Origin of the sequence: Paenibacillus salivarius (genome assembly GCF_051307165.1) — a bacterium.
GTDB lineage: Bacteria > Bacillota > Bacilli > Paenibacillales > Paenibacillaceae > Fontibacillus.
In genome coordinates, this window is the sequence record NZ_CP195592.1 from 114982 (window position 1) to 140083 (window position 25102).

At 53.3% G+C, this 25102-nt stretch carries 21 protein-coding genes; 18 read left to right on the forward strand and 3 right to left on the reverse strand.

Annotated features, from left to right (window positions below):
* Window positions 1–49: 49 nt before the first annotated feature.
* The 10 genes from ACSFXJ_RS00560 to ACSFXJ_RS00605 all read left to right on the forward strand — a co-directional run bounded on the left by ACSFXJ_RS00560 (window position 50) and on the right by ACSFXJ_RS00605 (window position 10639).
* Complete coding sequence (locus ACSFXJ_RS00560; RefSeq protein ID WP_435925648.1) at window positions 50–2854, forward strand: PAS domain-containing sensor histidine kinase; 2805 nt, start codon at window positions 50–52, stop codon at window positions 2852–2854.
* Window positions 2829–3497, forward strand: a complete 669-nt coding sequence (locus ACSFXJ_RS00565) for a response regulator transcription factor (protein ID WP_435923314.1) — start codon at window positions 2829–2831, stop codon at window positions 3495–3497. The genes ACSFXJ_RS00560 and ACSFXJ_RS00565 overlap by 26 nt, the downstream gene beginning before the upstream one ends.
* 199 nt (window positions 3498–3696) lie before the next feature.
* Entirely contained in the window at window positions 3697–4149 is a 453-nt protein-coding gene (locus tag ACSFXJ_RS00570) for a chemotaxis protein CheX (RefSeq protein ID WP_435923315.1), read from the forward strand.
* 11 nt (window positions 4150–4160) lie between these two features.
* Window positions 4161–4523: a response regulator gene (locus ACSFXJ_RS00575; RefSeq protein ID WP_435923316.1), complete on the forward strand. Its 363-nt coding sequence runs from the start codon at window positions 4161–4163 to the stop codon at window positions 4521–4523.
* Between the two features lie 21 nt (window positions 4524–4544).
* Window positions 4545–4667, forward strand: a complete 123-nt coding sequence (locus ACSFXJ_RS00580; RefSeq protein WP_435923317.1) for a hypothetical protein — start codon at window positions 4545–4547, stop codon at window positions 4665–4667.
* A 2-nt stretch (window positions 4668–4669) separates the two neighbouring features.
* Window positions 4670–6262, forward strand: coding sequence for a methyl-accepting chemotaxis protein (locus tag ACSFXJ_RS00585; RefSeq protein WP_435923318.1), 1593 nt, complete (start codon window positions 4670–4672; stop codon window positions 6260–6262).
* Window positions 6263–6278: 16 nt separating this feature from the next.
* On the forward strand, window positions 6279–6707 hold the full coding sequence (locus ACSFXJ_RS00590) for a chemotaxis protein CheW (RefSeq protein ID WP_435923319.1): 429 nt from the start codon (window positions 6279–6281) through the stop codon (window positions 6705–6707).
* A gap of 14 nt (window positions 6708–6721) precedes the next feature.
* The gene (locus ACSFXJ_RS00595) at window positions 6722–8809 is read left to right on the forward strand and encodes a chemotaxis protein CheW (RefSeq protein WP_435923320.1); all 2088 of its coding nucleotides are present in this window, start codon (window positions 6722–6724) and stop codon (window positions 8807–8809) included.
* Between the two features lie 29 nt (window positions 8810–8838).
* Window positions 8839–9627 carry a CheR family methyltransferase gene (locus ACSFXJ_RS00600; protein ID WP_435923321.1) on the forward strand — a complete coding sequence of 263 codons (789 nt, stop codon included), beginning with the start codon at window positions 8839–8841 and terminating at the stop codon, window positions 9625–9627.
* Window positions 9628–9643: 16 nt separating this feature from the next.
* The gene (locus ACSFXJ_RS00605) at window positions 9644–10639 is read left to right on the forward strand and encodes a protein-glutamate methylesterase/protein-glutamine glutaminase (RefSeq protein WP_435923322.1); all 996 of its coding nucleotides are present in this window, start codon (window positions 9644–9646) and stop codon (window positions 10637–10639) included.
* A gap of 88 nt (window positions 10640–10727) precedes the next feature.
* Here ACSFXJ_RS00605 and ACSFXJ_RS00610 read toward each other — a convergent pair whose 3' ends face one another.
* A complete protein-coding gene (locus ACSFXJ_RS00610; protein ID WP_435923323.1) occupies window positions 10728–11450 on the reverse strand; it encodes a DNA-3-methyladenine glycosylase in 723 nt (240 codons plus the stop codon).
* A gap of 1470 nt (window positions 11451–12920) precedes the next feature.
* A complete protein-coding gene (locus ACSFXJ_RS00615; RefSeq protein ID WP_435923324.1) occupies window positions 12921–14993 on the reverse strand; it encodes a transglycosylase domain-containing protein in 2073 nt (690 codons plus the stop codon).
* A 262-nt stretch (window positions 14994–15255) separates the two neighbouring features.
* Between ACSFXJ_RS00615 and speE the strand changes: the two genes are divergently transcribed.
* The 4 genes from speE to argS all read left to right on the forward strand — a co-directional run bounded on the left by speE (window position 15256) and on the right by argS (window position 19293).
* Window positions 15256–16083: a polyamine aminopropyltransferase gene (speE, locus tag ACSFXJ_RS00620; RefSeq protein ID WP_435923325.1), complete on the forward strand. Its 828-nt coding sequence runs from the start codon at window positions 15256–15258 to the stop codon at window positions 16081–16083.
* A 62-nt stretch (window positions 16084–16145) separates the two neighbouring features.
* The gene (speB, locus tag ACSFXJ_RS00625) at window positions 16146–17015 is read left to right on the forward strand and encodes an agmatinase (protein WP_435923326.1); all 870 of its coding nucleotides are present in this window, start codon (window positions 16146–16148) and stop codon (window positions 17013–17015) included.
* Window positions 17016–17179: 164 nt separating this feature from the next.
* On the forward strand, window positions 17180–17605 hold the full coding sequence (locus tag ACSFXJ_RS00630) for a DUF1934 domain-containing protein (protein WP_435923327.1): 426 nt from the start codon (window positions 17180–17182) through the stop codon (window positions 17603–17605).
* Between the two features lie 2 nt (window positions 17606–17607).
* A complete protein-coding gene (gene argS, locus ACSFXJ_RS00635) occupies window positions 17608–19293 on the forward strand; it encodes an arginine--tRNA ligase (protein ID WP_435923328.1) in 1686 nt (561 codons plus the stop codon).
* A gap of 42 nt (window positions 19294–19335) precedes the next feature.
* On the opposite strand, the gene ACSFXJ_RS00640 is transcribed toward argS, so the two are convergent.
* Entirely contained in the window at window positions 19336–20526 is a 1191-nt protein-coding gene (locus tag ACSFXJ_RS00640) for a S8 family peptidase (protein WP_435923329.1), read from the reverse strand.
* Window positions 20527–20976: 450 nt separating this feature from the next.
* On the opposite strand from ACSFXJ_RS00640, the gene rpoE reads away from it, so the two are divergent.
* From rpoE to fba, 4 genes are all read left to right on the forward strand, one after another.
* Complete coding sequence (gene rpoE / locus ACSFXJ_RS00645) at window positions 20977–21540, forward strand: DNA-directed RNA polymerase subunit delta (protein ID WP_435923330.1); 564 nt, start codon at window positions 20977–20979, stop codon at window positions 21538–21540.
* Window positions 21541–21800: 260 nt separating this feature from the next.
* Window positions 21801–23402, forward strand: a complete 1602-nt coding sequence (locus ACSFXJ_RS00650) for a CTP synthase (RefSeq protein ID WP_435923331.1) — start codon at window positions 21801–21803, stop codon at window positions 23400–23402.
* 158 nt (window positions 23403–23560) lie between these two features.
* Window positions 23561–23938: a response regulator gene (locus ACSFXJ_RS00655; RefSeq protein WP_435923332.1), complete on the forward strand. Its 378-nt coding sequence runs from the start codon at window positions 23561–23563 to the stop codon at window positions 23936–23938.
* A gap of 221 nt (window positions 23939–24159) precedes the next feature.
* Entirely contained in the window at window positions 24160–25014 is an 855-nt protein-coding gene (gene fba, locus ACSFXJ_RS00660) for a class II fructose-1,6-bisphosphate aldolase (protein ID WP_435923333.1), read from the forward strand.
* The last annotated feature ends 88 nt before the right edge of the window (window positions 25015–25102 follow it).

The window sequence follows — 25102 nt, forward strand, 5'->3', positions numbered from 1 at the left end:
ATGTAAAGAATAAGTATGTTGCGTGAAAGGGGTAACTGGCTTGAACAGCATGACGGTCTTAATCATTACGCTGGTGTTCCTGATGTTGTCGTTGATTGCGCTTGCCGCGTCCATTTATTCGTTGGCTCAAAAAAACGGGCGCCTAAAGAAGGAACTGGAGGCATCCGAGCATTATAGCGCTTTGCTGAAAAATACGCTGCAAAATATAGATGTTGCAACCTGGTCTTATGATCATCGGTTGGGCAGGGTGGTTTTTGCTTCCAGGGCATTTCTGAGTGTTACCGGCTATCCTCCGGAGGCGTTCACCGGAAAGGACTCATGGGCAAAGATCATTCACCCGGACGATGCGGAACAATTTAAGGATACCCCGGGAAAATTGAGATGCGGAGTACCGGATAGCGGGGAATACCGGATCGTCCATGCGAACGGGGAGACCCGCTGGGTGGATGTCCGTATCGCTCCCACTATGAACGAATTCGGGCAGATGATCGGTTTGGACGGTAGCGTCCTGGATATTACCGAAAAGAAGAATGCCCAGCAGGAAGTCATAGAAACGGAAAAGCGGTTTACCCGGTTGTTCGAATTGACGCCGAACCCGGTGGTCGTACTGCAGGATGAAACATTCATCTATGCCAATCCTGCGAGTCTGCGCCTGTTCGGGGCGATGTCGGACGAAGAGATGATAGGAAAGAACGTTTATTCCGTCTTCGATCCGGGCGAACGGGAGCATGTGGAGCAATGGGTTCCGACGATTAAGCAGAACAAGTACAGCAATGCGACGGAGTTTCGGATCGTTTGCCTTGACGGAAGGCAGGTTTTTACGGAAGCTACCGGGATGTACGACGATTATAGCGGCGTTACCGTTCTTTCATTCTATGATATTTCCATCCGAAAAAGGATAGAAATTGCGCTGCAAGAAAGTATGGAACGATATCGCAAACTGGTGGAGCTCTCACCGGTGCCGATTACCGTCCTGCAGCAAGGTCAAATTATATATATCAATCCCGCGGGATTAAATATTTTGGGAGTATCGAGGCTATGTGAGGTCGTCGGAACATCGGCATGGGACTGGGTTCCCGAAGAAGAAGTTGAATGGTGCAAGGAACTGTTGGAAAGACTGGTGCGATTCGGTTCCTTGTCTCCCGAGGAGATTACGATTCAAAGGAAGGACAAGGGGAGGGTCGAGGCGTTTGCCGTCGGCATTTTTGACGAATCGACCTCGAATGTGGAACTGGTTCTTCAGGACATCACCGCACGAAAAAGGGCGGAACGCGCACTCATCGCGAGCGAGAAGCTGAATCGCCAGCTTATTGAGGTTTCCCCTGTCGCCATCGTTCTCCATAAGGATTATAGACTCGCCTACGTTAATCCGGCGGGAGTCTCCTTATATGGAGCGGAAAATGCCGATAACCTGATCGGCATTGATATTCGGAACGTTCTCAGCGAGGAAGACCGCGAATTTGTCCTGGACCATGTGGAGCGGGTGTACGATCAGAATGGCCACGTTCCGCTAATTCAGCATAAAGCGGTGATGCAGGACGGGCGGGTCATCGATGTGGAAACGGTCAGTACCGCTATGCCGTATTTGGGGGCAAATGCCGCGCTCACTTTCGCCTGGGATATTACTTCGCTGAAGGAAGCGGAAAGGGAGCGGATATCGGCCGAGCAGCTTGTTCGCGAAAGCGAAGACCGGTATTTCCGTCTGCAAATGAGCCTGGACCAGTTTTCTTCCGACTTGTTCGGCGTGGTGAAGGTGGAGGACATGAACTCAAGGCTGCTCCGGGAAATCCGCCATGTGCTCGGTACGGATAAAGTCAGCGTCATTCGGGTGTCTCCGGAGGGAGAAACGATCGTCAAAACAGGCTGTCCGGACATCCCCGAAGGCGTCGAGGCGAGCATTCGCGAGCAGGGCGTCGATTTGCTGCCGCTATGCCGGCTGGTCGACACCTTGGACGGCCACTATGTCAAAGTCGCGGAGATCGGCAGCGACAGTTGCGTTCTGTGCGTCGGCGAACTTTCGCCGCTATTGTTGATTCAGGTCCATAAAGTATGGCTTGAGACCCTATCCCGGTATGTGAGCGTTTTATTCGATAATTTCCGGGTGATCGAGGATTTGAGGCAGCATGTCGATGAGCTGATTACGGGCCAGGTTACGCCGCAATGGCTGCTCAGATTTATGTTTCATTTGTCCGAAAACGAACGCAAGCGCCTGTCGCAGGACCTTCATGATGCGGCGCTTCAGGAGCAGGTCATCTGGTACCGCCGGTTGAACCAAATTTCGTCCAATCCGGCCCTTCCGTCGGAGCATCGCAGACAGCTCGAAGAAATAGAGCAAGGCCTGCTCGATGTCATTTATCAGATCCGGATCACGTGCAATGAGCTTCGGCCCCCGCTTTTACAGGAGGAAGGGCTCGGTCGTTCGTTGGAAACGCTGTTTGAATTCACGCAGCTTCGGACCGACTTCGCGATTCACTTTGATTACTCCGATCTCAGATATACCGTCAGCGACGAGCTGTTGATCGGACTTTACCGGATCGTCCAGGAGCTGTTGGCCAATGCGGCCAAACATTCCAAAGCTTCCGTCGTAAGCATCAGGCTGTATTCCCGCGACCATAACATTCATTTGCGGTACGAGGATAACGGGATCGGGATGGATGTGGGAAAGACGGTTAATACGTTCCAGAGCATGGGCATTTACGGGATGAAGGAGAGAATCCGCAGCATGGACGGGAGCATCGAGTTTGATTCTCCGGCGGGGGCCGGGTTGAAAGTGCGAATTTCCGTACCGGTTCAGCAGGAAAGAAGACAGGGACAGGAGCGATATAGCGATGATTCAAATCTTACTCGTGGATGACCATCCTTCCGTGATGGCCGGGACGAAGGTTCTGCTGGAACAAGAAGAAGATATGAAAGTGACGCTGGCCGATTCGCCGGAAAAAGCGAAGGAATTGATCAAGAAGCACGACTTTGACGTGATGCTGATTGACCTGCATATGCCGGCGCTGAACGGAATCGATCTGTCCAAGCAGATTTTGGCGGACGACCCGGACGCCCTCATTTTAATTTATACGGGCTTTGATTTTGCCAATCACTTTAACCTGATGGTGGAGGCGGGAATTACGGGCTTCGTGCTGAAGACGGCCAACAAGGAGCAACTGGTGACCGCCGTTCGGTGCGCTTTGCGCGGAGAGACGGTGCTTCCGGTTTCGCTGGTTAGGCAAATGAGGAGAGCCGCGGGACAAGAAAACGAGGTTGTGGCTGGAGCCGAGATCGGCGTGACCGTAAACAACAAGGAGTATGATATTTTGAAACAGATCGCGAGAGGCCGAAGCAACAAGGAAATCGCGGAAAATATGCTTGTCAGCCAGCGTTCGCTCGAATATACGTTGACCAACTTGTTTCATAAGCTGGGAGTAAAATCCCGGATTGAGGCGGCAATGAAGGCAAAAACGCTGGGTTTACTCACCGATTCCGACTTTTCCATAAATTCAAGATAAAATAGTCCACTAGCACTATTGGACCGTCCAAGAAAACTTGGACGGTTTTTCTGTATTTTCCGACAAAAAACTGCATAATTCCGCATTTTTTTTGCGGGGGCGCGCAATTTATTTTCGGTTACCTCAAATTTGAGGGAGTGTATGATAAGGGTACTAAGAAAATAGGCCATAATTCACAAGGAAAAGGACTGAGATTATAGTGCAAAAGTATGACGGAGCGTCCGACTTATTAAACTGCGCCCTAGAGTCGCTGAAGCATGTTTGTTCCTGTCCCATTCAGGTCGGGGTTCCGGAATTGTTCCAGCATTCGCTTGTCCAAAGCGATGTGGGAGTACTGGTCGGAATCGTCGGAGATCTGGAGGGGCGGCTCGTCATTGAGGGCGAGAGCCAGACGTTCAGCTTGCTGAGCCAGAGCATGTACGGTATGGCTTTGGAAGGAGAAATGCTCCAAAGCTTTATCGGCGAGATTGCGAACATGATCGCGGGGAATACCTCGACCATGTTGTCGGGCAAAGGGAGAAAAATAGACATTACGCCGCCTACGGTCATGGTCGGACAAATGCAATTGTTCGGATTCGAAAGAGGGATTCGGGTGAAGAGCCATGTGGAAAACATCGGTTCGGTCAGCACGATTTTATTGCTTCAAGGTTAAGGGGGATTTTTATGAAAAAGATCATGGTTGTCGATGATGCCGCGTTCATGCGGCTGATGTTGAAAAATATATTGTCGAAAAACGGTTATGAAGTGGTGGGAGAGGCCGAAAACGGTCAAGAAGCCATCGATAAATACAAATCGCTTGCGCCGGATATCGTCACGATGGATATTACGATGCCCGTCATGGAAGGGGTCGAGGCGGTGAAACGCATCAGAAGCATCGACCCTAACGCCAAAATCGTGATGTGTTCCGCCATGGGCCAACAAGCGATGGTTGTTCAATCGATTCAGGCCGGGGCCAAGGACTTTATCGTCAAGCCCTTTCAGGAAGACCGGGTTCTTGAAGCCATTCAGAAGATAGCGGCAATGTGAGAAAGTAGAGGCGGGAACATCGTGAAATCGGACGAACAAAAAAGTTTACACCATCAACGCTTGACCGAAGAGGAACTTGAGCAGATTCTTGAACATCTTGAACATGAGTTGGAACAAGTCAAAGACAGGAATGGTGAGGAGTAATTATGAACTGGTACCGGAATATGAAAATATCGCTCAAACTGAATGCCGGCTTTTTATTAATCGCATGTTTGCTCATATTTGTGGGTTATTCGGGATTAAAGAGCCTGGACAAAATGCAGAGCAGCATGTCCGATATGTATGACAACAATCTGGTACCTGTCCGGGATTTGTCGGCGGTAGCCAGATTGTATGAGCGAATCAGAGTCAATGTCCGCGATTTGCAATATGCCAATGAGGATGCGGCCAAGAAACAGGAATATGTAGAGAAACTCCAAGGCTTTGTCGATGAGGTCGACGGCAGAATCGCGCAGTACCGTTCGACGCACATGACCGACAGAGAGAAGACACTGCTGGATTCCTTTGCACCGGCGTGGGCGTCCTATAAACAATTGATCAACAAGGAACTTGAACTCGCTAACGATGGCCAAATGGATGCTTATCTCGAATTGATGTTAGGGGATTTGAAAACAACGGGCGATGATGTGATCGATGTGGTAAACCAGCTGGTTGATTTGAATGTGGAACTGGCCAAGGAGAGGGACCAAGAGGGAGATGAATTGTTTGCGAGCAGCCAAAGATCAACCTTTTTTGTCATGGCTATTTCCGTGCTGCTCAGCTTCCTTTTGGGATTCTTGATTTCCCGCAGCATTTCGCGCCCTCTCCGTCAGGTTGCCGAGGTGGCCGGAGAAGTGGCCAAGGGCGACTTGACCAGCCCGACTTTGCGTACGTCCAAGGATGAAATCGGCCAAATGGCCAATTCGATGAACGAAATGGTTAACAATTTGAGGGGGATCGTTGCCGGGGTGGTTTCTACCTCGGAAGGCGTATCGGCGGCAGCGCAGCAAATCTCCGCAAGCACGCAGGAAATCGCCGGAGGCAGCACGAGCCAGGCTCATGCGGCGCAAACGATCAATGAATTGTTCAAGGAATTGACCGCTGCGACACACGCCGTGGCACAAATCGCCGAGCAGGCGTCCGATATTTCCGAGGATACGATGGGGATTGCCGAACGGGGCGGCAAGGCGGTTCGCTCCAGCGTGGAAGGCATGAACCAAATCAGTCTGCAGGTAGAGAAGCTTGAAGAGGATTCCAACAAAATCGGCGAAATTATCGAGGTGATCGACGATATCGCCGAACAGACGAATCTGCTTGCCCTGAACGCTGCCATCGAAGCGGCTCGTGCGGGAGATCAAGGGCGCGGCTTCGCCGTCGTGGCCGATGAAGTCCGCAAACTGGCGGAACGAAGCGGGGAAGCGACGAAACGCATTACGGACATTATCAAGGCGATGCAGGAAAATACGCGTCAAAGCGTCCAGGCAACCCGGGAGGGCGTACAGTTGTCCCAGCAGACGGGAGAAGCTTTTGATCTCATTATCAACAAAGTGAACGAATCCGCGGACAAGGTTACCGAAATCGCCGCGGCGAGTGAAGAGCAGGCGGCACAATCGGCAGAAGTGCTGTCCGCCGTGGAAAATATATCGGCCGTGACGGAGGAATCCGCAGCAAGCTGTGAGGAAACGGCTTCGGCGGCGCACTCCCTGGCGAGCCTGGCCGAAGAGCTGCAGCATACGGTCTCCGTGTTTAAGGTGAAATAAGAAGGTGGGGGAAACGATGCAGATCAGCGGCCAGGAGCAATATATCGAATTCGGAATTGAAGACGAGCGGTATGCCATCCGAATTCAGGACATCCACGAGATTATCAAGATTCAGGACATCACCTCCATTCCGAATGTAAGGGATTATGTAAAGGGCGTAATCAACTTGCGGGGAAGGATCGTCCCGGTTCTAAGCCTGCGCTGTCTGTTCGGCAGCGACGAGGCGCCATACACGAAAAGCAGCCGAATCGTCGTCATTCATCATCAGGATGAAGCGGTGGGGGTAATCGTCGACCGCGTGAACAAGGTAACGACTTTTTCGGACATTCAACCCCCTCCCGAGCGGGTGGGGGGCGTGCAGGGGAGTTTTTTCACGGGCATCGGACTGGCGGAAAGCGGGCTCGTCGGGATCCTGAAGCTGGATGAAGTTCTGCTGCATGAATAAGGGGGATAACCGGCGTGCTGTCTGAATATAGAGAGGTATTCTTGGAAGAGCTGGAGGAACAGCTGCAGCTCATGGACGAGGAGATTTTAAAGCTGGAGAACGAGGGCGAATCCGCCCAGGTTATTCAAAGCCTGTTTCGTGCGGCGCACACGTTGAAAGGCTCGTCCGCAGCCATGGGCCTGGATTTCATGAAGCAACTGACGCATGAGATGGAACAGCTGTTGGATCTGGTCCGGAGCGGAAAGCGGAGAGTCACCGAGCTGCTCATCGACCGGTTGTTCCATGCCTTAGATCATTTGAAACTCCTCAAGCTTGATTTTATGGATGGGGGCAGCGGTTCGGGGATCGACATCACGGCATGCATCGAGCAGTTAAAAAGCTTTGTCGACGCCGGCGACGAGCAGGAGGAGATTCCGGGGGCTCCACGACCGCAACAGTCCCAGCCGCGGGAGAGCGAGAGTCCGGAGGCGTTCGATCGGAAGCCGGAGCTGCCTTTTCATGTACGTCTTAAAGCGGGCGAATGCCTGGATCAAGGGCGACAAGTGAACTGGGTGCGTGTGGAGATAGCCAAAGATTGTCCGATCAAAGGAGCCCGCGCTTTTGTCATCCAGTCGGGCTTGGCCGAAATGGGAGAAGTCCTTTTCTCGCAACCCGAGCTGGAGGAACTGGAGAAGCTGGACGAGGGTGACCCGAAGCCGGTGGAGATTGCCTTCTTGCTGGCGGGAGAATCGGACGCGAGAACGGTTGAGGAACAAGTGGCGCAATTTATGGATGTGTCCGCCGTTAATGCAGCGTCTGTAGTCGCGGAGGATATCGAGCTGGTGAACCTTGAAGCCGCCCTTCCGGCATCCCGGCGAGAAAAAGATGAAGCCGTTTCTAGTACGGGTCCTTCGCCAGGCAAGGCCAAATCTCAGTCGACGATCCGCGTTAGCGTGGAGCGGCTGGAACATTTAATGAACCTGGTCGGGGAACTGGTCATTGACCAGACCCGGATCGAACAGGTGGAACGGGTCCAAAGAAGAAGGTTCACGGATGATTCGATCGACGAGCTTGAGCATATTTCCGATCATCTTTCGAGAATTATCGGCGATTTGCAGGAGACCGTCATGAAAACCCGGATGCTGCCGATCGAGCAGCTCTTTAACCGCTTTCCGCGGATGGTGCGGGACTTGGCCCGAGACCTTCAAAAGGATATCGAGTTCGTGATGGAAGGCAAGGATACGGAGCTGGACCGCACCTTGATCGAGGAAATTGCCGATCCGCTCATCCATCTGATTCGGAATGCGATCGATCACGGGATTGAGAAGCCCGAGGCGCGCAGGGCGAACGGCAAATCCGGCAAGGGCGTTTTGACCATCCGGGCAGCCCATGAAGATAATCAGGTGGCCATTTATGTGGAAGATGACGGAGCGGGTATTGATGCGGCAAAAATTCGCGCCTCCGCCGTCGCGAAAGCCGTAATTACCGAGGAAGAGGCTTCATTCTTATCGGACCGGGAATCGTACGAATTGATCTTCCGGCCCGGATTCTCCACGGCGGCGGTGGTCAGCGACGTATCGGGGCGCGGCGTCGGAATGGATATCGTGAAAAGCCATATCGAGAAATTGAACGGCTTGATCGAGATCTCCACCGAACCGGGCCAAGGAACGAGCTTTAAAATCAAGCTTCCGCTTACGCTGGCTATTATCGAAGGATTGCTGGTACGGTTGTCGGGACAAACGTTCATCATTCCGATGAGCAATATTACGGAGATCGTAAGAGTGACCCGGGAAGAACTCTCGACGGTCCGGGGCCAATCGGTGATTTTGCTGCGCAACCAGGTGATTCCCGTCGCTTGGGTGCATGATTTTTTCCGGATGAAAAGAACGGCGACCAACAAAGAGCATATATCGCTGGTCATCGTCGGATCGGCCGAAAAGCGGCTTGCCCTGGTCGTGGACGAGCTTCTAGGGAACCAGGAAATCGTCATCAAGTCCCTGGGCTCCTATATCGGCAAGGTCCCCGGCATTGCCGGCGGGACGATTCTCGGTGACGGCAGCGTTGCGCTGATTATGGAAATTGCGGGGCTGATCGGCCAATTGGGCGGCAAAAGCCTGCCTTAAAGATCGGTTCCAAGGGGGCTTAAGGGAACATGCTATTAGAGAAATCGGATCAGGACTTTGCCCGGTTTGTCCAGCTCTTCAAGACAAAATCCGGGATCGATTTGACATTATATAAGGAACCTCAAATGAAACGCAGGCTTAAAAGCCTGATGCAACGAAAAGGGTTTACGAATTTCGTGGATTATTTTCATGCTTTTCCGGGTCGCCCCGAGCTATATGCGGAGCTTCTTGACCAAATGACGATCAATGTATCCGAATTTTTTCGAAATCCGCAGCGTTGGGAAGTACTATCGGGGAAAGTCATTCCCGAGCTTCTCAGCCGAAGTCCCAAACTGAAGTGCTGGAGCGCGGCCTGCTCGACGGGAGAAGAGCCTTACTCTTTGACGATGGTGTTGTCCGAGTACTTGGCTTTGAGGGACATACAGGTGCTGGCCACCGATCTTGACGAAAATGCGATTGCTAAAGCGAAGCTGGGCTCGTACCAGCCGATGTCGGTGAAAGACGTGCCCAAGGCTCATTTAAGCAAGTATTTTACGGTGCAGGGCGACAGGTATTTTGTTTCGCAGGACGTAAAGAAGTGCGTCCAGTTCAAACGCCATAATTTGCTCTCGGATCCGTATGAAACCCAGTTTGACCTGATCGTATGCCGCAATGTGCTGATCTATTTTACCGAAGAGGCGAAGCAGGAAGTTTTCGCCAAGTTCAGCCGGTCGCTAAAGCCGGGCGGATACCTGTTTATCGGAGGAACGGAGCAGATTTTTCAACCGCAGCAGTACGGGTTAATGTCGACGGATACATTTTTCTACAGAAAAGAATGAAGGAAGTATCGATATTATGGGGAAAATCAAACTGCTCGTTGTGGACGACTCGCTGTTTATGCGCAAAATGATCGTCCGGCTCGTGGAAGAGGACGCGGACATTGAGGTCGTAGGTACGGCCAGAGACGGTGCCGAGGGCATCCGTATGATCAGGGAGCTTCGTCCCGATGTCGTAACGATGGATATTGAAATGCCGGAGATGAACGGGCTTGAGGCGCTTGCGACGATTATGGAAGAATTGCCGACCCGCGTCATCATGATCAGCTCCTTGACCCGGGAGGGAGCGGAGGAAACCATCACCGCCCTGCAGAGGGGCGCGGTGGATTTTATTCCGAAGCCGCAGGGCACCGCCGGATTAGGGATTACTTCGGCCAAAGAGGAAATTGTGGCGAAGATCAAGGCGGCGGCCCGGACGCCGCTGTCGGTGCTGATTTCGGCCCGCAGAGGCGGAACCCGGCAGCTTGTAAGGGAACCGAAGCGGATCGCGTTTGAAGGGGAGCGGGAGTTTCGCCAGGTCGTGGCGATCGGCACGTCCACCGGGGGGCCGAAGGCGCTGGAATCGGTGCTGACCGGACTTCCCGCGGATTTTCCTTACCCTGTGCTCATTGTTCAGCATATGCCGCCGAAATTTACGTTATCGCTCGCGCAACGGCTGAACAACTTGTGCCAGATTCGGGTCGTGGAGGCCGAAGACGGGCAGGTAGTCCAAGGCGGAACCGCGTACATCGCGCCGGGCGGCTACCACATGACCCTGCTGAAGCATCGGGAAGGTTACCGGATCGCGCTGCACCAGGAGCCTCCGCAGAATGGTCACCGGCCTTCGGTCGATGTCATGTTCGACTCGGTTGCGGCCATCTCCAACGTGAAGAAGCACTTTGTGCTTCTGACCGGCATGGGCAGCGACGGCGCCAAAGCGATGGCGCAGGCAAAGAGAAAAGGGGCCGACTCGACGATCGCCGAGGCCCAGGAGACTTGCGTGGTGTTCGGCATGCCGCGGGCCGCGATCAATTGAATTGCGTCGATCACGTCGTGCCGGTGACGGTCATCGCCGCGAAGCTCCGCCAGTTGACGGGGAGCTGATAGTTATGGGCGTTCCTTCCTTAAAGGTTAAAGGGAACGCCCTTTTTGTCGTCGATGACCGAAACATACGGGTTATCGCGGTAATAGAAGCGCCACGGCATATCCGCGTACTCCGCCGCATAGGCGATGTTGATGCGCGGCGCCGCTATGATGGCGGGCGGGTAGGGAGCGCCGGGCACGGTGACCCCTCCGGGGGAGGTGCCCGCCTCCAGGCGAAGCCCGCTGCCTGCGCGGTGCAGCGGCGCGCCGTTCAGGGACTTGTCGATGTGAAGGGCCCGGCACAGCTTTCCGGGTCCCCCCGACAAGTCGACGGGCTTTGGCGCGCGTGCGCCGCGCCGAGCGCGCATGAGGGCTTCGTCGGCCGGCGTCAGCGGCTCGACGACCCGGATCAGGACCGCCTGCGGATCGTTTGGCGGGCCGGTCACCACGTTCAGGCAGTGGTACATGCCGTAAATTAAATAGATGTAAGCGACGCCTCCGGCGGCATACATAATTTCGGTTCGGGCCGTGCGGCGCCCGCCATACGCATGGCTTCCTTTATCCTCGATGCCGCCGTAGCTCTCCGTCTCCACGATGCGGCAGCGGATTTCGCCGTCCTCGGTTTCCCGGACGAGGATTTGCCCCAGCAGCCGGGGGGCGGCCTCCAGCGCCGATCCGGCATAAAAAGACAGCGGAAGCAGTTCTCCTGTCCCGGTTTGAGGGGCGGGTTCACCCCCGATGTGTACAGGCTTCTCGGATTCCATGGGTTATATGGGCCTCCTTGCAACGGATTCTCCACATTATTCTATCATTAAATCTAAAGTGGGGGTCACGGCTACACCATTCGAATGCGTCGAGGCTCCTTAAGCTGTATTTTATACAACAATTCCCCTATGGAAGGCTGCCCTTCGTGTACAAAGTTGTAGAATTTACAGCATTTTAAGTGGTTTGAAGCGGATGTATGGGAAAATGGCCAATATTACTGCATAAAGTACAGCATTTTCACTCAAATCCCCGGATTTTGCTCCATTTGTTGTATAAAGTACAACATGGGGGGGACTCAGTGATAGGGATTCGCACAATTCCTTCGGTGAAATAAAAATAACGGGAAAAACTCCGGCTAATTTTGCGTAACTGTCTATTTTCCGCAATTTAGCCGGAAAACCTCCCGCTATTTCATCGCAAAGAAACTACTTTCGGTCAAAACCGTAAAAATAGCACCACTTTTTCCCGCTATTTCTTCTGAGCGTCTGTACTTTATCAAAACAACGGGAGTTTTTCCTGTTAATTCGGGGCAAGCTCTGCCACTTCCGCCGGTTCAGGTAATTTTATCGCGTCATCTACATTAACCACATCACCACAACGGCATAGCAGTTACATAAATTACATCACCTACACACGATGCCTGCCAAATCAGGCACAACAGCGACATCAGCACAACGGCCATAGCAGTAACATCAGTTACATCAACTACATTACTATATCAGCCAAATCCGTCACAACAGCGACATCACCACAACGGCCATAGCAGTAACATCAATCACATCAACTACATCACTATATCAGCCAAATCCGTCACAACAGCGACATCCCCACAACGGCCATAGCAGTAACATCAATCACATCAAACTACACACCATACCAGCCGAATCCGTCACAACAGCGACATCCCCACAACGGCCATAGCAGTAACATCAATCACATCAACTACATCACTATATCAGCCAAATCCGTCACAACAGCGACATCCCCACAACGGCCATAGCAGTAACATCAATCACATCAAACTACACACCATACCAGCCGAATCCGTCACAACAGCGACATCCCCACAACGGCCATAGCAGTAACATCAATCACATCAACTACATCACCATATCAGCCAAATCCGTCACAACAGCGACATCCCCACAACTACCATAGCAGTAACATCAATCACATCAACTACATCACTATACCAGCCAAATCCGTCACAACAGCGACGTCACCACAACGGCATAGCAGTAACAACAGTCACATCAACTACATCACCACAACAGCCATAAAAGCCCATCATCCACATCACTCACACCAGGCAATACAGCCACATCAGCTACATCAATGACAACAGTTTCTTCTTCCATTCCAACCACATCCGCACTTCAGTCCGTCAGTTCCATCAGTCAGCTCAGTCTCCTAAGCCACAGCCATCCTGTCCCGGCATAATTAAGCGGGAGGAAATCCCGTTGGATTACTCAGTCCATCCACCACCGCTTCAAATCGTTCCACCAGGACCGGTGTTCCGGCTTTTCCTGCACCGGGAGCGGTTTCTCAGGCTGCTGGCCATCGCCATGCGCCGAGCAAAACTCCGTCGGTTCCGTCCCTTGGACGAACACCTCCAGCTTCTTGTCCGGGCAGTCGCCCGTCGCCAGCTTGCCCGTGGCGGGATCGATGTAGACGCTCACCACGCCGTCCGGCATCGGAAAAATTTTCGGCGGCACCTTTTCGAGCGCCTTCTCCGTAAACTTGGCGAAGATCGGCGCCGCTTTGCGCGATTCGGCCGTGCCGAGGGTCTTGCCCTTGTCGTAACCGACCCAAACCGCCGTCGACAGCTCCGGCGTGAAGCCGACCAGCCATGCATCCGTGCTCGTCGTTCCGGTTTTGCCGGCGACCGGCCGCTTGATCTGCGCCGACACCCGGTTGCCGGTGCCGCCGGTCTCGAACACGCTCTCCATCAGCTGGGTCAGCACATAGGCGGCGGCCGGCTCCACCACTTTCTCCGATCCCGCGGAAGGAGCCTCGTAGAGCGTATGCCCCTCCGCATCCGTGATCTTCAGAACGGCAATCGGCTTGACGCTCCGCCCCTGATTGCTGATCACGGCAAACGCCGTCGCCATTTCGAACGGGCTCACCGGCGAGGTGCCCAGAGCGAGCGAAGGCACGGCCTGAAGCGGGCTGGTAATCCCCATTTTCCGGCCGAGCTCGATGACCTGCTCCGCCCCCACCGTCAAAATCGTATTGACCGCATAGATATTGTCCGAAGCGGCGATGGCCTGACGCATATCGATGTCGCCCAAATATTTGTCCCCGAAATTTTTCGGGCTGTACGTTTTGCGGTTCTCGTCGTAATGAAACAGCGTCGGCTCGCTGCTGAACTTGCTGGTGCTGGTCAACTTGCCGGTAGCCAAAGCCGACAAGTACATAATCGGCTTGAAGCTTGAACCCGGCTGGCGGGTCGTGGCGAAGACGTGATTATATTGGCTTTGCGTGTAATTGCGCCCGCCCACCAGCGCTTTAATCTCGCCGTTGCGGGGATCGATCGAAACCAGCGCAGCCTCCAGTTCGGGCGTACCGCCGAGCTCCGAGGCCACCGCGGCCTCGGCGGCCTGCTGGGCCTCCGTATCGAGCGTCGAATAAATGCGCAGCCCGCCGTGTTCGAGCAGCGCCTCGTCGATGCCAAGCTCGCCGACCACGACATTCCGGACGTAATCGCGGAAATAGGGGGCTTTGCTTACCGTCGTCCGCTGCTCTTGCGACTGGAAGGCCAGCAATTGGTCATAGGCCTCGTCGGCTTCCTGGCGCGTAATTTCGCCCGTTTCCACGAGTGCGGAAAGTACGGTTTTTTGCCGGTCCTTCGCGTTCTTCATATGGTTAAAAGGCGAGTAATAGGTCGGTCCCTTCGGCACCCCGGCAAGCAGAGAGCTCTCCGCCAGATTCAGGTCTTTCGCCGGTTTCCCGAAATACAGCCGCGATGCGGCTTCAATACCGTACGCCCCGTGCCCGTAGTAGATCTCGTTCAGGTACATGCCCAAAATTTCGTCCTTGCTGTACTTCATTTCGAGCTGGGCGGTATACATCGCTTCTTTCATTTTTCTCGACCAGGTCCGTTCGTGGGTCAAATACAGGTTGCGGGCGAGCTGCTGGGTGAGCGTGCTGGCCCCCTGGACCTTATCCATGTTCTTGAGGTTGACCAGCATCGCCCGGGCCATTCCTTTCAGGTCGAAGCCGAAGTGGTCGTAGAACTGCCGGTCTTCCGTCGCCAGCGTCGCCTTGATCAGCCAGGGGGAAATCTCCTTCAGCGGAACGCTCTGCCGGTTTCGTTCCCCGTCGGAAAAAACCGCGATCGTCTGACCCTGCCTGTCCAACAGCACCGAATTGCGGTCGGAGTTCGCGAGGGGAAGCTGGGCCTGGAATAAATACAGCAGCAACACCCCGGCAGCACACAGACACAGCAAGCCGGCGGATAATATGATTTTGAGCCAGAGTCCGATGCGTCGGCGTTTGGGTTTGCTCTTGTTTTTACTGCCGCTGCGGATTAATCGATCCATGATGACAGGCCTCCTTCCTCTTTCACTAGCAGTAGTATGGGAAAGTTTGGAACGGAACATTCATGGGAACCCGTCGGGAATCGAGTCTTTGCTTGCGTAATCCGGAAATAGTTGCTTTTTTACCCTGTTTATTTATAATACTTTTTGTTTGGTACAATATAGAAAGAGAAGCTTTGCAAGAAGTGAATCTGACAAGCCCCCGGTGCTCGGTTTGGGTAATATGACGGCTAAACACTATTCTGGCGGAAAGAAGGGTTGTACGATGGAATTGTGGTTTACGGAAAAACAAACGCCGGTCTTTGGCATCACGGCAAAAGTTCGCGAAACGCTTGTAACGGAAAAGACGGATTTTCAGGACCTTGCGATGATCGATACCGAAGAGTTCGGACGCATGCTCGTCCTCGACGGCATGGTCATGACGACGATCAAAGACGAGTTTGTTTATCATGAGATGGTAGCCCATCCGGCGCTGGTTACGCATCCGAATCCGAAGCACGTGCTTGTCGTCGGCGGCGGGGACGGCGGGGTGATCCGCGAAGTCATTAAGCACCCGGGAGTAGAAAAGGCGGTCCTGGTCGAGATCGACGGGAAGGTCATCGAATATTCCAAAAAATATTTGCCCGAAATCGCCGGCGAACTGGACAACCCTCGCGTTGAGGTTCAGGTGAATGACGGTTATATGCATATTATCCAAAGCAAGAACAAGTATGATGTCATCATGGTCGATTCGACCGAGCCCGTGGGCCCGGCGGCCCCGCTGTTTGAGCGCGGTTTTTATCAAGGTATTTACGAGGCGCTGAAGGAAGACGGCATTTTTGTGGCGCAAACGGACAACCCATGGTTCAAGGCGGATTTGATTCAAAAAGTCAACAAGGACGTCAAGGAAATCTTCCCGATCGTCCGGGTGTACGGAGCGAACATTCCGACGTATCCAAGCGGTCTGTGGACATTTACGATGGGCAGCAAAACCCATGATCCGCTCGAGGTGGACGAAACGAAGATTCCCGAGTTGAATACGAAATACTACACGCCTCGTTTGCATAAGGCCGCCTTTGCGCTGCCGAAGTTCGTGGAAGATCTGGTGAAATAACCGGTAAAATAACCGTTTGAGGTAGCCGGCGAAACAGGTGAAAAATTAGGGGGAAACGAAAAATGAAACTTGATCAAGCATATTCCGGTAACGTATTTATTTGCAGTTCGGAGGATTACGCGTCGGCGAAGGCGGTCATTTACGGCATGCCGATGGACTTTACCGTCAGTTTCCGCCCGGGGTCCCGGTTCGGCCCGTCCCGGATCCGCCAGGCATCGGTCGGACTCGAGGAATACAGCCCGTATCTGGACAAGAGCATTCTGGATGCGGCATATTTTGACGCGGGCGATCTGCTACTGCCGTTCGGCAACGCGGGACGCAGCCTTGAAGTGATCGGCGAATACGTGCGCGGCTTGTTGGCGGACGGCAAATTCCCGATCGGACTCGGCGGCGAGCACCTGGTGACCTGGCCGATCATTGAGGCGATGTACGAAAAGTACCCGGATCTCGCGCTCATCCATATCGATGCCCACGCGGATCTTCGCGAGCATTACGAAGGAGAGCCGCTGTCGCACTCGACCCCGGTCCGCAAAGCGGCCGAACTGATGGGCGGTAAAAATATCTACCAATTCGGCATTCGTTCGGGCTCCAAGGAAGAATTCGTTTACGGACGGCAAAATATCAACTTCTACCCGTTCGAAGTGGCCGCTCCGCTGAAGAGCGCTCTGCCGAAGCTGGGGAACCGCCCGGTATACGTGACGATCGATATCGACGTGCTCGATCCGTCCTGCGCTCCGGGCACGGGAACGGCCGAAGCCGGCGGAATTACCTCGAAGGAGCTGCTTGAGGCGGTTCACCTGATCGCCGGATCCGACGTGAACGTCGTCGGCTGCGATCTTGTGGAAGTGGCGCCGATTTACGATCCGACCGAACAGACGCAAATCGTCGCGGCGAAGCTGATCCGCGAAATGCTGCTCGGATTCGTGAAATAATGCCAAGAGAATGATGAAAATGCACCTGGATTCCTTGATGAGCCGCGTACTCATGCAAGTCCGGGTGCTTTTTTTAGGAATGCCCCGCTTATTGAATTGCGTTCCCGATCTGGATATAGTAGTACAATAGGATACGATGTTATGATATAGAATGGAGTTCGGACATGCGTGATCGGAACGGAAGTAAGGTTAAAATTACGCTGACAAGCCGCCAGGACGGAGAAGAAACGGTTCAGGCCCTGAGCGGAGAAAGCTTCGTCAAAGGCGATATGGTGTATATCCGATATGAGGAGCCTGAATCGGGACCGGGAGGCGGTACAGCCCGGACGATGGTCAAAATCACGGGAGGCGAACTGAAAATCATGCGGCATGGCGCCGTGGAATCGGAGCAAACGTTCCAGGTCGGCCGAAAGCTGCCGGGATTTTACCGTTCTCCCTACATGAGCTTCAATTTGTCCACGGACACCCGGATGCTAGAAACCGGGCTCGAAGGGACTTACGGCCATATCGTTTGTGAGTATGATCTGTATGTTTATGAGGAATTGTCGGGGCGTTTCGCCATAAGTCTACATATTCAGGAGGAAGTTTAAGGATGACTCAAACCCAAAATCCATTGGAACAAATCAACCAGGCCTTAAAGGAGGCCGTCATTGAAGCCATCGCCGCAGCGGGGCTTGCACAGCGGGACGAAATTCCGGCAATCGTGCTGGAAGTGCCGAAGGATAAAGCGCACGGGGATCTTGCCACGAATGCGGCCATGCAGCTGTCCCGGATCGCGAAGAAGAATCCGCGCCAAATCGCCGAGGAGATCGTAAGCAACCTCGATTATGCCAAAGCGGGCATTGAAAAAGCCGAAATCGCGGGCCCGGGCTTTATCAACTTTACGTTGGGCAAAAGCTATCTATATCCGGTTATCGCGGAAGTTCATCGTCAAGGCGAAAATTACGGACGGATCGGTGCCGGCAACGGACAGAAGATTCAGGTGGAGTTCGTCAGCGCCAACCCGACGGGCAGCCTGCATCTCGGACATGCCCGGGGCGCCGCAGTAGGCGACGCTTTGTGTAACGTGCTTGATTTTGCCGGGTACGAGGTGACTCGCGAATACTATATTAATGATGCCGGCAACCAGGTCGTCAATTTGAGCAAATCGATCGAGGCCCGCTACCTGCAAGAGCTCGGCCAGGATGCGGAAATGCCGGAAGACGGCTATCATGGCGAAGACATCAAAGGTTTTGCCAAGGAGCTTGTGGCGGAAAAAGGCGATTCCCTGCTGTCGATGACCCCCGAAGAGCGCGCGGCTTTCCTGCGGACCTACGGACTCGAGAAGGAGCTCGCCAAGATCAAGCGGGATCTGGGCCGGTTCCGCGTAGGCTTCGACGTTTGGTTCAGCGAAACCTCGCTGTATGAGGACGGGCAAGTGGAAGACTCGCTGAAAGAGCTTGGCGCCAAAGGCCGGACCTACGAACAGGAGGGCGCGACCTGGCTGCGGACGACGGAGTACGGGGACGACAAGGATCGGGTTCTGGTCAAGAACGACGGTACGTATACGTATTTGACGCCGGATATTGCGTACCACCGGAACAAGTACGACCGCGGTTTCGACCGGTTGATCAACATCTGGGGCGCCGACCATCACGGGTATATCCCGCGGGTGAAAGCGGCGATGCAGGCGCTCGGCTACGATCCGGAGAAATTGACCGTTCTGATCGCGCAAATGGTCAGCCTGTTCCAAGACGGCGAAAAGGTGAAAATGTCCAAGCGTACCGGCAAGGCCGTGACGATGGTCGATCTGATGGACGAAGTCGGCGTCGACGCGATTCGATACTTCTTCACGATGCGCAGCATGGACTCGCATCTGGATTTCGATATGGACCTTGCGATTTCGACATCGAACGAAAATCCGGTTTATTACGTGCAATATGCCCATGCCCGGATTTGCAGCATTTTCCGCCAGGCCGAGGAGCAAGGGATTGCGATCCCTTCGCCGGACGGTGCGAATCTGCATAAATTGACCGCAGAGCACGAATATGACCTGCTGCGGAAAATGGGCGAGCTTCCGGAAGAGATCCGGGTAGCGGCGGACAATTACGCTCCGCACCGCCTCGTCCGCTACGTATATGAGCTGTCGGCGATGCTCCACAGCTATTACAGAGCGGAACGCGTCATTACGGAGGACGCGGAACAAACCGCGGCGCGGCTCGTGCTGCTCGGCGCCGTTCGCACCGTCATCGCGAACGTGCTGAAGCTCATCGGCGTCTCCGCGCCGGAGCGGATGTAGCCCCGGCCCGAACCTTCGGGGCTAATGAAAAACCGTCAGGGACTAAGAAGTCTTCCCTGACGGTTTTTTGCTGGCGGCGGTGGCTGTGGCCACCGCCTTGCCCCGCAGCAGGCGGGCGGCGCTCACCTCGCCCGCCCCGGCCCTGGCGGTGCCCCGCGCCTTCGCCGCCGAAGGCAACGGGCGCGCGGTGCGGCGCAGCCGCCGCTTGATTTCCGCCGGCGACAGCCCGGGGCGGGCCGCCAGCAGCAGCGCGACGGCTCCCGTCACATGCGAAGTCGCCATCGACGTGCCATTCATCTCGCGATAGCCCCCACCCAGCCAGCTGGATTTGATCTTTTCGCCTGGCGCGTAAATATCGATGTGGGGGCCGTGGTTGCTGAATGGCGCGACTTTTCCGTCCCGTCCGGTAGCCCCGACGGAGATGGTTTGGGGATACCGGGCGGGATAATCAACTCCCCGGCTCCTTTTGTCGTTGCCCGACGAGGCAACGACGACGATGCCGGCGTTATACGCCCGGCGGATCGTATTTTGCAGGGACTGGCTTTTGGTCCTCATCCCAAAGCTCATATTGATGATGTCCATGCGGTTCTGGACGCACCAGTCAATACCTAGAATTATGTCCGACACATAGGCGGATCCGTTGTGGTCGAAGGCTTTGACCGGATAAATCAACGAGCGGGGAGCCACGCCCATCATCCCTTTGGAGCCGCCTGCGGCGGCGATCGTCCCGGCGATATGGGTTCCGTGGCCGTTATCATCGTACGGCATGCTCATTTGGTTAAGCAGGTTAACGCCTCTTGCCAGAGAGTTCCGCAGATCGGAATGGCTGAAATCGGCCCCGGTATCGATCACGCCAATCTTGACCTGGTTGCCGGTGGAAACCGACCACGCCTCGGGCGCGCCGATTCGCCGAACGCCCCAAGGAGCTCCCGAAGGTTGTGGTTCCCTGGCCGGGATCGAGGCGGAGTGCACCTTGATGCGGGCGTCGGCTTCGATTTGAAGGCCGAATCTGGCCCAGGTCCCGCCGGCGTCGGATAATGGACAAAATAAAGCCTGAAGTAAAGAAGAAGTACGAATGCGCGACAAAGCCGGGTATTCTTTCTTCTTTCTTCTCCATTGTCTAACGAATTCAGAAAACAGCGCCGGGTGCGCAAAGCGGATAATGTGACGGCCGCCCTTTCCGGAGGAGTCGAGGTGCTCATTCAAATACCGCAGCAAGCTGGAGTAGTTCATTCAGAGAAGCCCTCCTGACGAAGCGTGTTGCAGTATTGTATGACATTGCCCCAACACCGGTATGGGGAAGGGGCCCTGCCCCCGCCAAAATGGGCATCCCCGTAGAGCTGGTTCAAAAAGTCGGCTAGACCAAAAGCCTTTTTCCGATCGCGCGTATTTTTGGGCACGTTGGGCCGTGTCAAAGCAACGGCCCCGACATAGGATAAAGCGAAGGCCGTTTGGGCTTTCAACATCCTTCGAGGGCAGCGGCGCGGCTACCTTCCGAAGCGGATACAGTCATGAGGCGGGAAGCGAGAGTTCCCGCCTCTATCCATTTTTTGCTTCACCGTTTGGGCACAACTTAAAACTTGCTTTTTAATGGCAAATAAGGTTTACTATTTTGTGATATGGATATGTTAGTGATGGAATGTACATTGATATGAAGATTGTGTGAGAGGAAGTGTCGGTTACGTGAGTACCCCGCTCAATTTGAAAATTGACCCGGAAAAAGTGCACGAGATTCCGATGGTCGACCTGGCCTTTATGATTTTGAAAGCGGCGAATACGCCGTATTATTATCGTGATCTGATGAACGAAGTGGCGAAGCTTCGCGGGATGTCCGAAGAAGAGATCAACGAGGCGATCGCTCAGCTGTATACCGAAATCAATATCGACGGACGCTTTGCCTGCGTAGGCACCAATCTGTGGGGCTTGAAACGCTGGTATCCGATCGAACGCTCCGAAGATCCGGTAGCCAATGCCAAACGTCCGCGCATTATTAACGATGACGACGACGATCTCGAAGACGACGATTTCGTGGAAGAAGAAGATACGTATAGTTCGGATGACGACGATGAAGATTACGATGCCATCGACGAAGATTCGGACGACGAGCTGTTCCCGGACGACGACGATGAGGATGTCGAAGAAGTGGAAGACGATTCCCTCCTTGAAGACGAAGAGCTGGAAGAAGAGGATGAACTTTCCGAAGACGAAGGCGACGATGAATTTGCCGATGAGGATAACGATAATTAATATATAAGAATCGTACGTTTCCTCGTTATGCTTTACTTGACAGAGGGTAAGGTAACGAGTAAACTATTGCATGGGCTTATGATTCAAACCTATAAATTGTTATTAAATCAAAAAGTGCCCCGACCTGTTCGGGTGTCACTTTTTTGTTTTTTTATGCCCTTTTCGCTATGTTTTTACGGCGGATGGGTTACGCTATATGGATAGTTGAGTTAGAGATGTTTCTTTATGGGACCCGTACTAATTTAGGAGGTTTTTGAACTGTGGCAAAATATATTTTCGTGACAGGCGGGGTCGTATCCTCATTGGGAAAAGGGATTACGGCCGCATCGCTCGGCAGACTGCTTAAAAACAGAGGTCTAAAGGTAACCATTCAAAAATTCGACCCTTACATCAATGTGGACCCGGGGACGATGAGTCCTTATCAGCATGGGGAAGTATTCGTTACGGACGACGGGGCGGAGACGGACCTTGACCTTGGCCATTATGAGCGGTTTATCGATATTAACCTGTCCAAGAACAGCAATGTGACGACCGGTAAAATTTATTCCTCCGTCATTGGGAAAGAGCGGCGCGGCGAATATTTGGGCGGAACGGTACAAGTTATTCCGCATATTACAAACGAGATTAAAGAGCGGGTGTTCCGTGCCGGCCGCGAAGCGGGTTCCGACGTTGTCATTACCGAGATCGGGGGGACCGTCGGCGATATTGAAAGCTTGCCGTTCCTGGAAGCGATCCGCCAAATCAAAAGCGACATCGGCCGCGACAATGTCATGTACATTCACGTGACGCTGATTCCTTATATCAAAGCGGCGGGCGAAGTGAAAACGAAGCCTACCCAGCACAGCGTTAAAGAGCTGCGCAGCATCGGCATCCAGCCGAACGTGATCGTTTGCCGTACGGAGCACGAGCTTTCGGATGACTTGAAAGCAAAGCTTGCCCTATTTTGCGACATCGATCCGAACGCGGTCGTCGAGTGCCGCGATGCGGACACGTTGTATGAAGTGCCTCTGAATCTGCGTGATGAGGGACTTGACGAAATCGTCGTGAACCACCTGAAGCTGACGACACCTGCCCCTGATATGGGCGAGTGGGAAGGTCTGGTCGACCGGATCAGCAAGCTCGAAAAAACCGTGGAAATCGCGATCGTCGGCAAATACGTAGCCTTGCACGATGCGTACTTAAGCGTTGTCGAATCGCTTTCCCATGCAGGATTTGACGCCAATGCCGACGTGAAAATCCGTTGGGTCAACGCGGAAGAAGTGACGGACGAAAACGTTCATGAGACGCTGAAAGGTATCGGGGGTATTCTGGTGCCGGGCGGTTTCGGAGATCGCGGGATCGAAGGCAAAATTGCGACGATCAAATATGCGCGCGAAAACAACATTCCGTTCTTCGGCATATGCCTTGGCATGCAGGTTTCCGTGATCGAGTATGCCCGTTACGTGGTAGGGCTTGAAGGAGCCAACAGTTCGGAGATCAATCCTTCCACGGAATATCCGGTCATCGACCTGTTGCCGGAACAAAAAGATATCGAGGACTTGGGCGGAACGATGCGTCTGGGCTTGTATCCGTGCAAACTCGTGCCGGGATCCCTGGCTATGCAATGCTATGACGATGAGCTGGTTTATGAAAGACACCGCCATCGTTATGAATTCAACAACACCTATCGTGAAACGATTGAAGCGGCGGGTCTGCGCATTTCCGGAACGTCGCCGGACGGACGCCTCGTGGAAATTGTCGAGCTTCCGGGCCATCCGTGGTTCCTTGCGGTGCAATTCCATCCGGAGTTTACGTCCCGGCCGAACCGTCCGCAGCCGTTGTTCCGTGAATTCGTCAAAGCTTCGATCGCTCATTTGAACTAATGACGGGACCATTTTCTTTTTCGTAAGCCTGGACGTCCTCATTTTCATAAAAGAGTTCGACATTTTTTAGTCTCTTTTTTCCATTTTAGAAGGGATTTCCAAAATGGAGGCGAATAATTACATTATGAGAATGAGGCGGACGTCTAGGAGGTAGTTTTGTGGAAGAGAAAAAGGTGTTAATTGTCGACGATCAAAACGGTATCCGAATATTGTTAATGGAAGTTTTCAGTAGCGAAGGGTATAAGACCTACCAGGCGGCTAACGGTAAATTGGCTTTGGATATCGTTCGCAGCGATGCGCCGGATCTCGTCCTGCTGGACATGAAGATACCCGGTATGGACGGGCTTGAAATCCTCAAGCATATCAAGGATGTGAACCCTGCCATCAAGGTGATCATGATGACGGCTTACGGGGAGCTCGATATGATTAAAGAAGCGACCGAGCTCGGGGCATTGATGCACTTTACCAAACCTTTTGATATCGATGAAATGCGCCAGGCCGTAAACATGCAACTGAAGGGCAGCTCCGTTTTATAAATGTGACTAAAGGGCCCCGCAAGGGGTAAATGCGGAGCGAATGTTATCCGAATAAATAATGAACCCCGGTACCGAATGTGGATGCCGGGGTTTTTTGTCATGATCAAAACTTGATTTTTGAACAACCTCTAATAGTATTTTTGCTGAGGTGTGGTATAATAAAAGGCGTGTGAATGTCGGCTAATAAAGATAATCCAACATCCTTAGGAGGATTGAAACCCATGCCATTAGTATCTATGACAGACATGTTGAACAAAGCGCTTCAAGGGAAGTACGCAGTAGGTCAGTACAACATTAACAACCTGGAGTGGACGCAAGCGATTCTTGCCGCTGCAGAAGAGGAAAAATCGCCGGTAATTCTTGGCGTATCCGAAGGTGCTGCACGCCATATGGGCGGTTTCACCACTGTAGTGAAAATGGTTGAAGGTCTTTTGATTGACATGAAAATTACCGTTCCTGTCGCAATTCACCTTGACCATGGTTCCAGTTTCGAAAAATGTAAAGAAGCTATCGACGCAGGCTTTACTTCCGTTATGATCGACGGTTCCCATCATCCTATCGACGAGAACATCGAAATGACGAAGAAAGTTGTCGAATACGCTCATTCCAAAGGCGTTTCCGTAGAAGCCGAAGTAGGTACTGTAGGCGGACAGGAAGACGACGTCATCGGCGGCATTCAATATGCGGACCTGCAAGAGTGCATTCGCATCGTGAATGAAACCGGAATCGACACTTTGGCGCCTGCTTTGGGTTCCGTTCACGGACCATACAAAGGCGAGCCAAACCTCGGTTTCAAAGAAATGGAAGAAATCCGCGACGCGGTTAAGCTTCCGCTGGTTCTTCACGGCGGTACGGGCATTCCGTTGAAAGACATTCAAAAATCCATTTCCCTCGGTACTTCGAAGATCAACGTAAATACCGAGAACCAAATCGCATTTACTAAAGCGGTTCGTGAAGTTTTGGCTGCTAAGCCGGACGCTTATGACCCTCGTAAATACATCGTACCGGGCCGCGACGCGATCAAGGCGACAGTTGTCGGCAAAATCCGCGAATTCGGTTCCAACAATAAAGCTTAATTTACTGCCTTTTAAAGCCGCAGTTGAATAGGTGATTATGGAAAGCACACCGCTTAGACGGTGTCTTTCCATTTTCACAGCTAAAAAA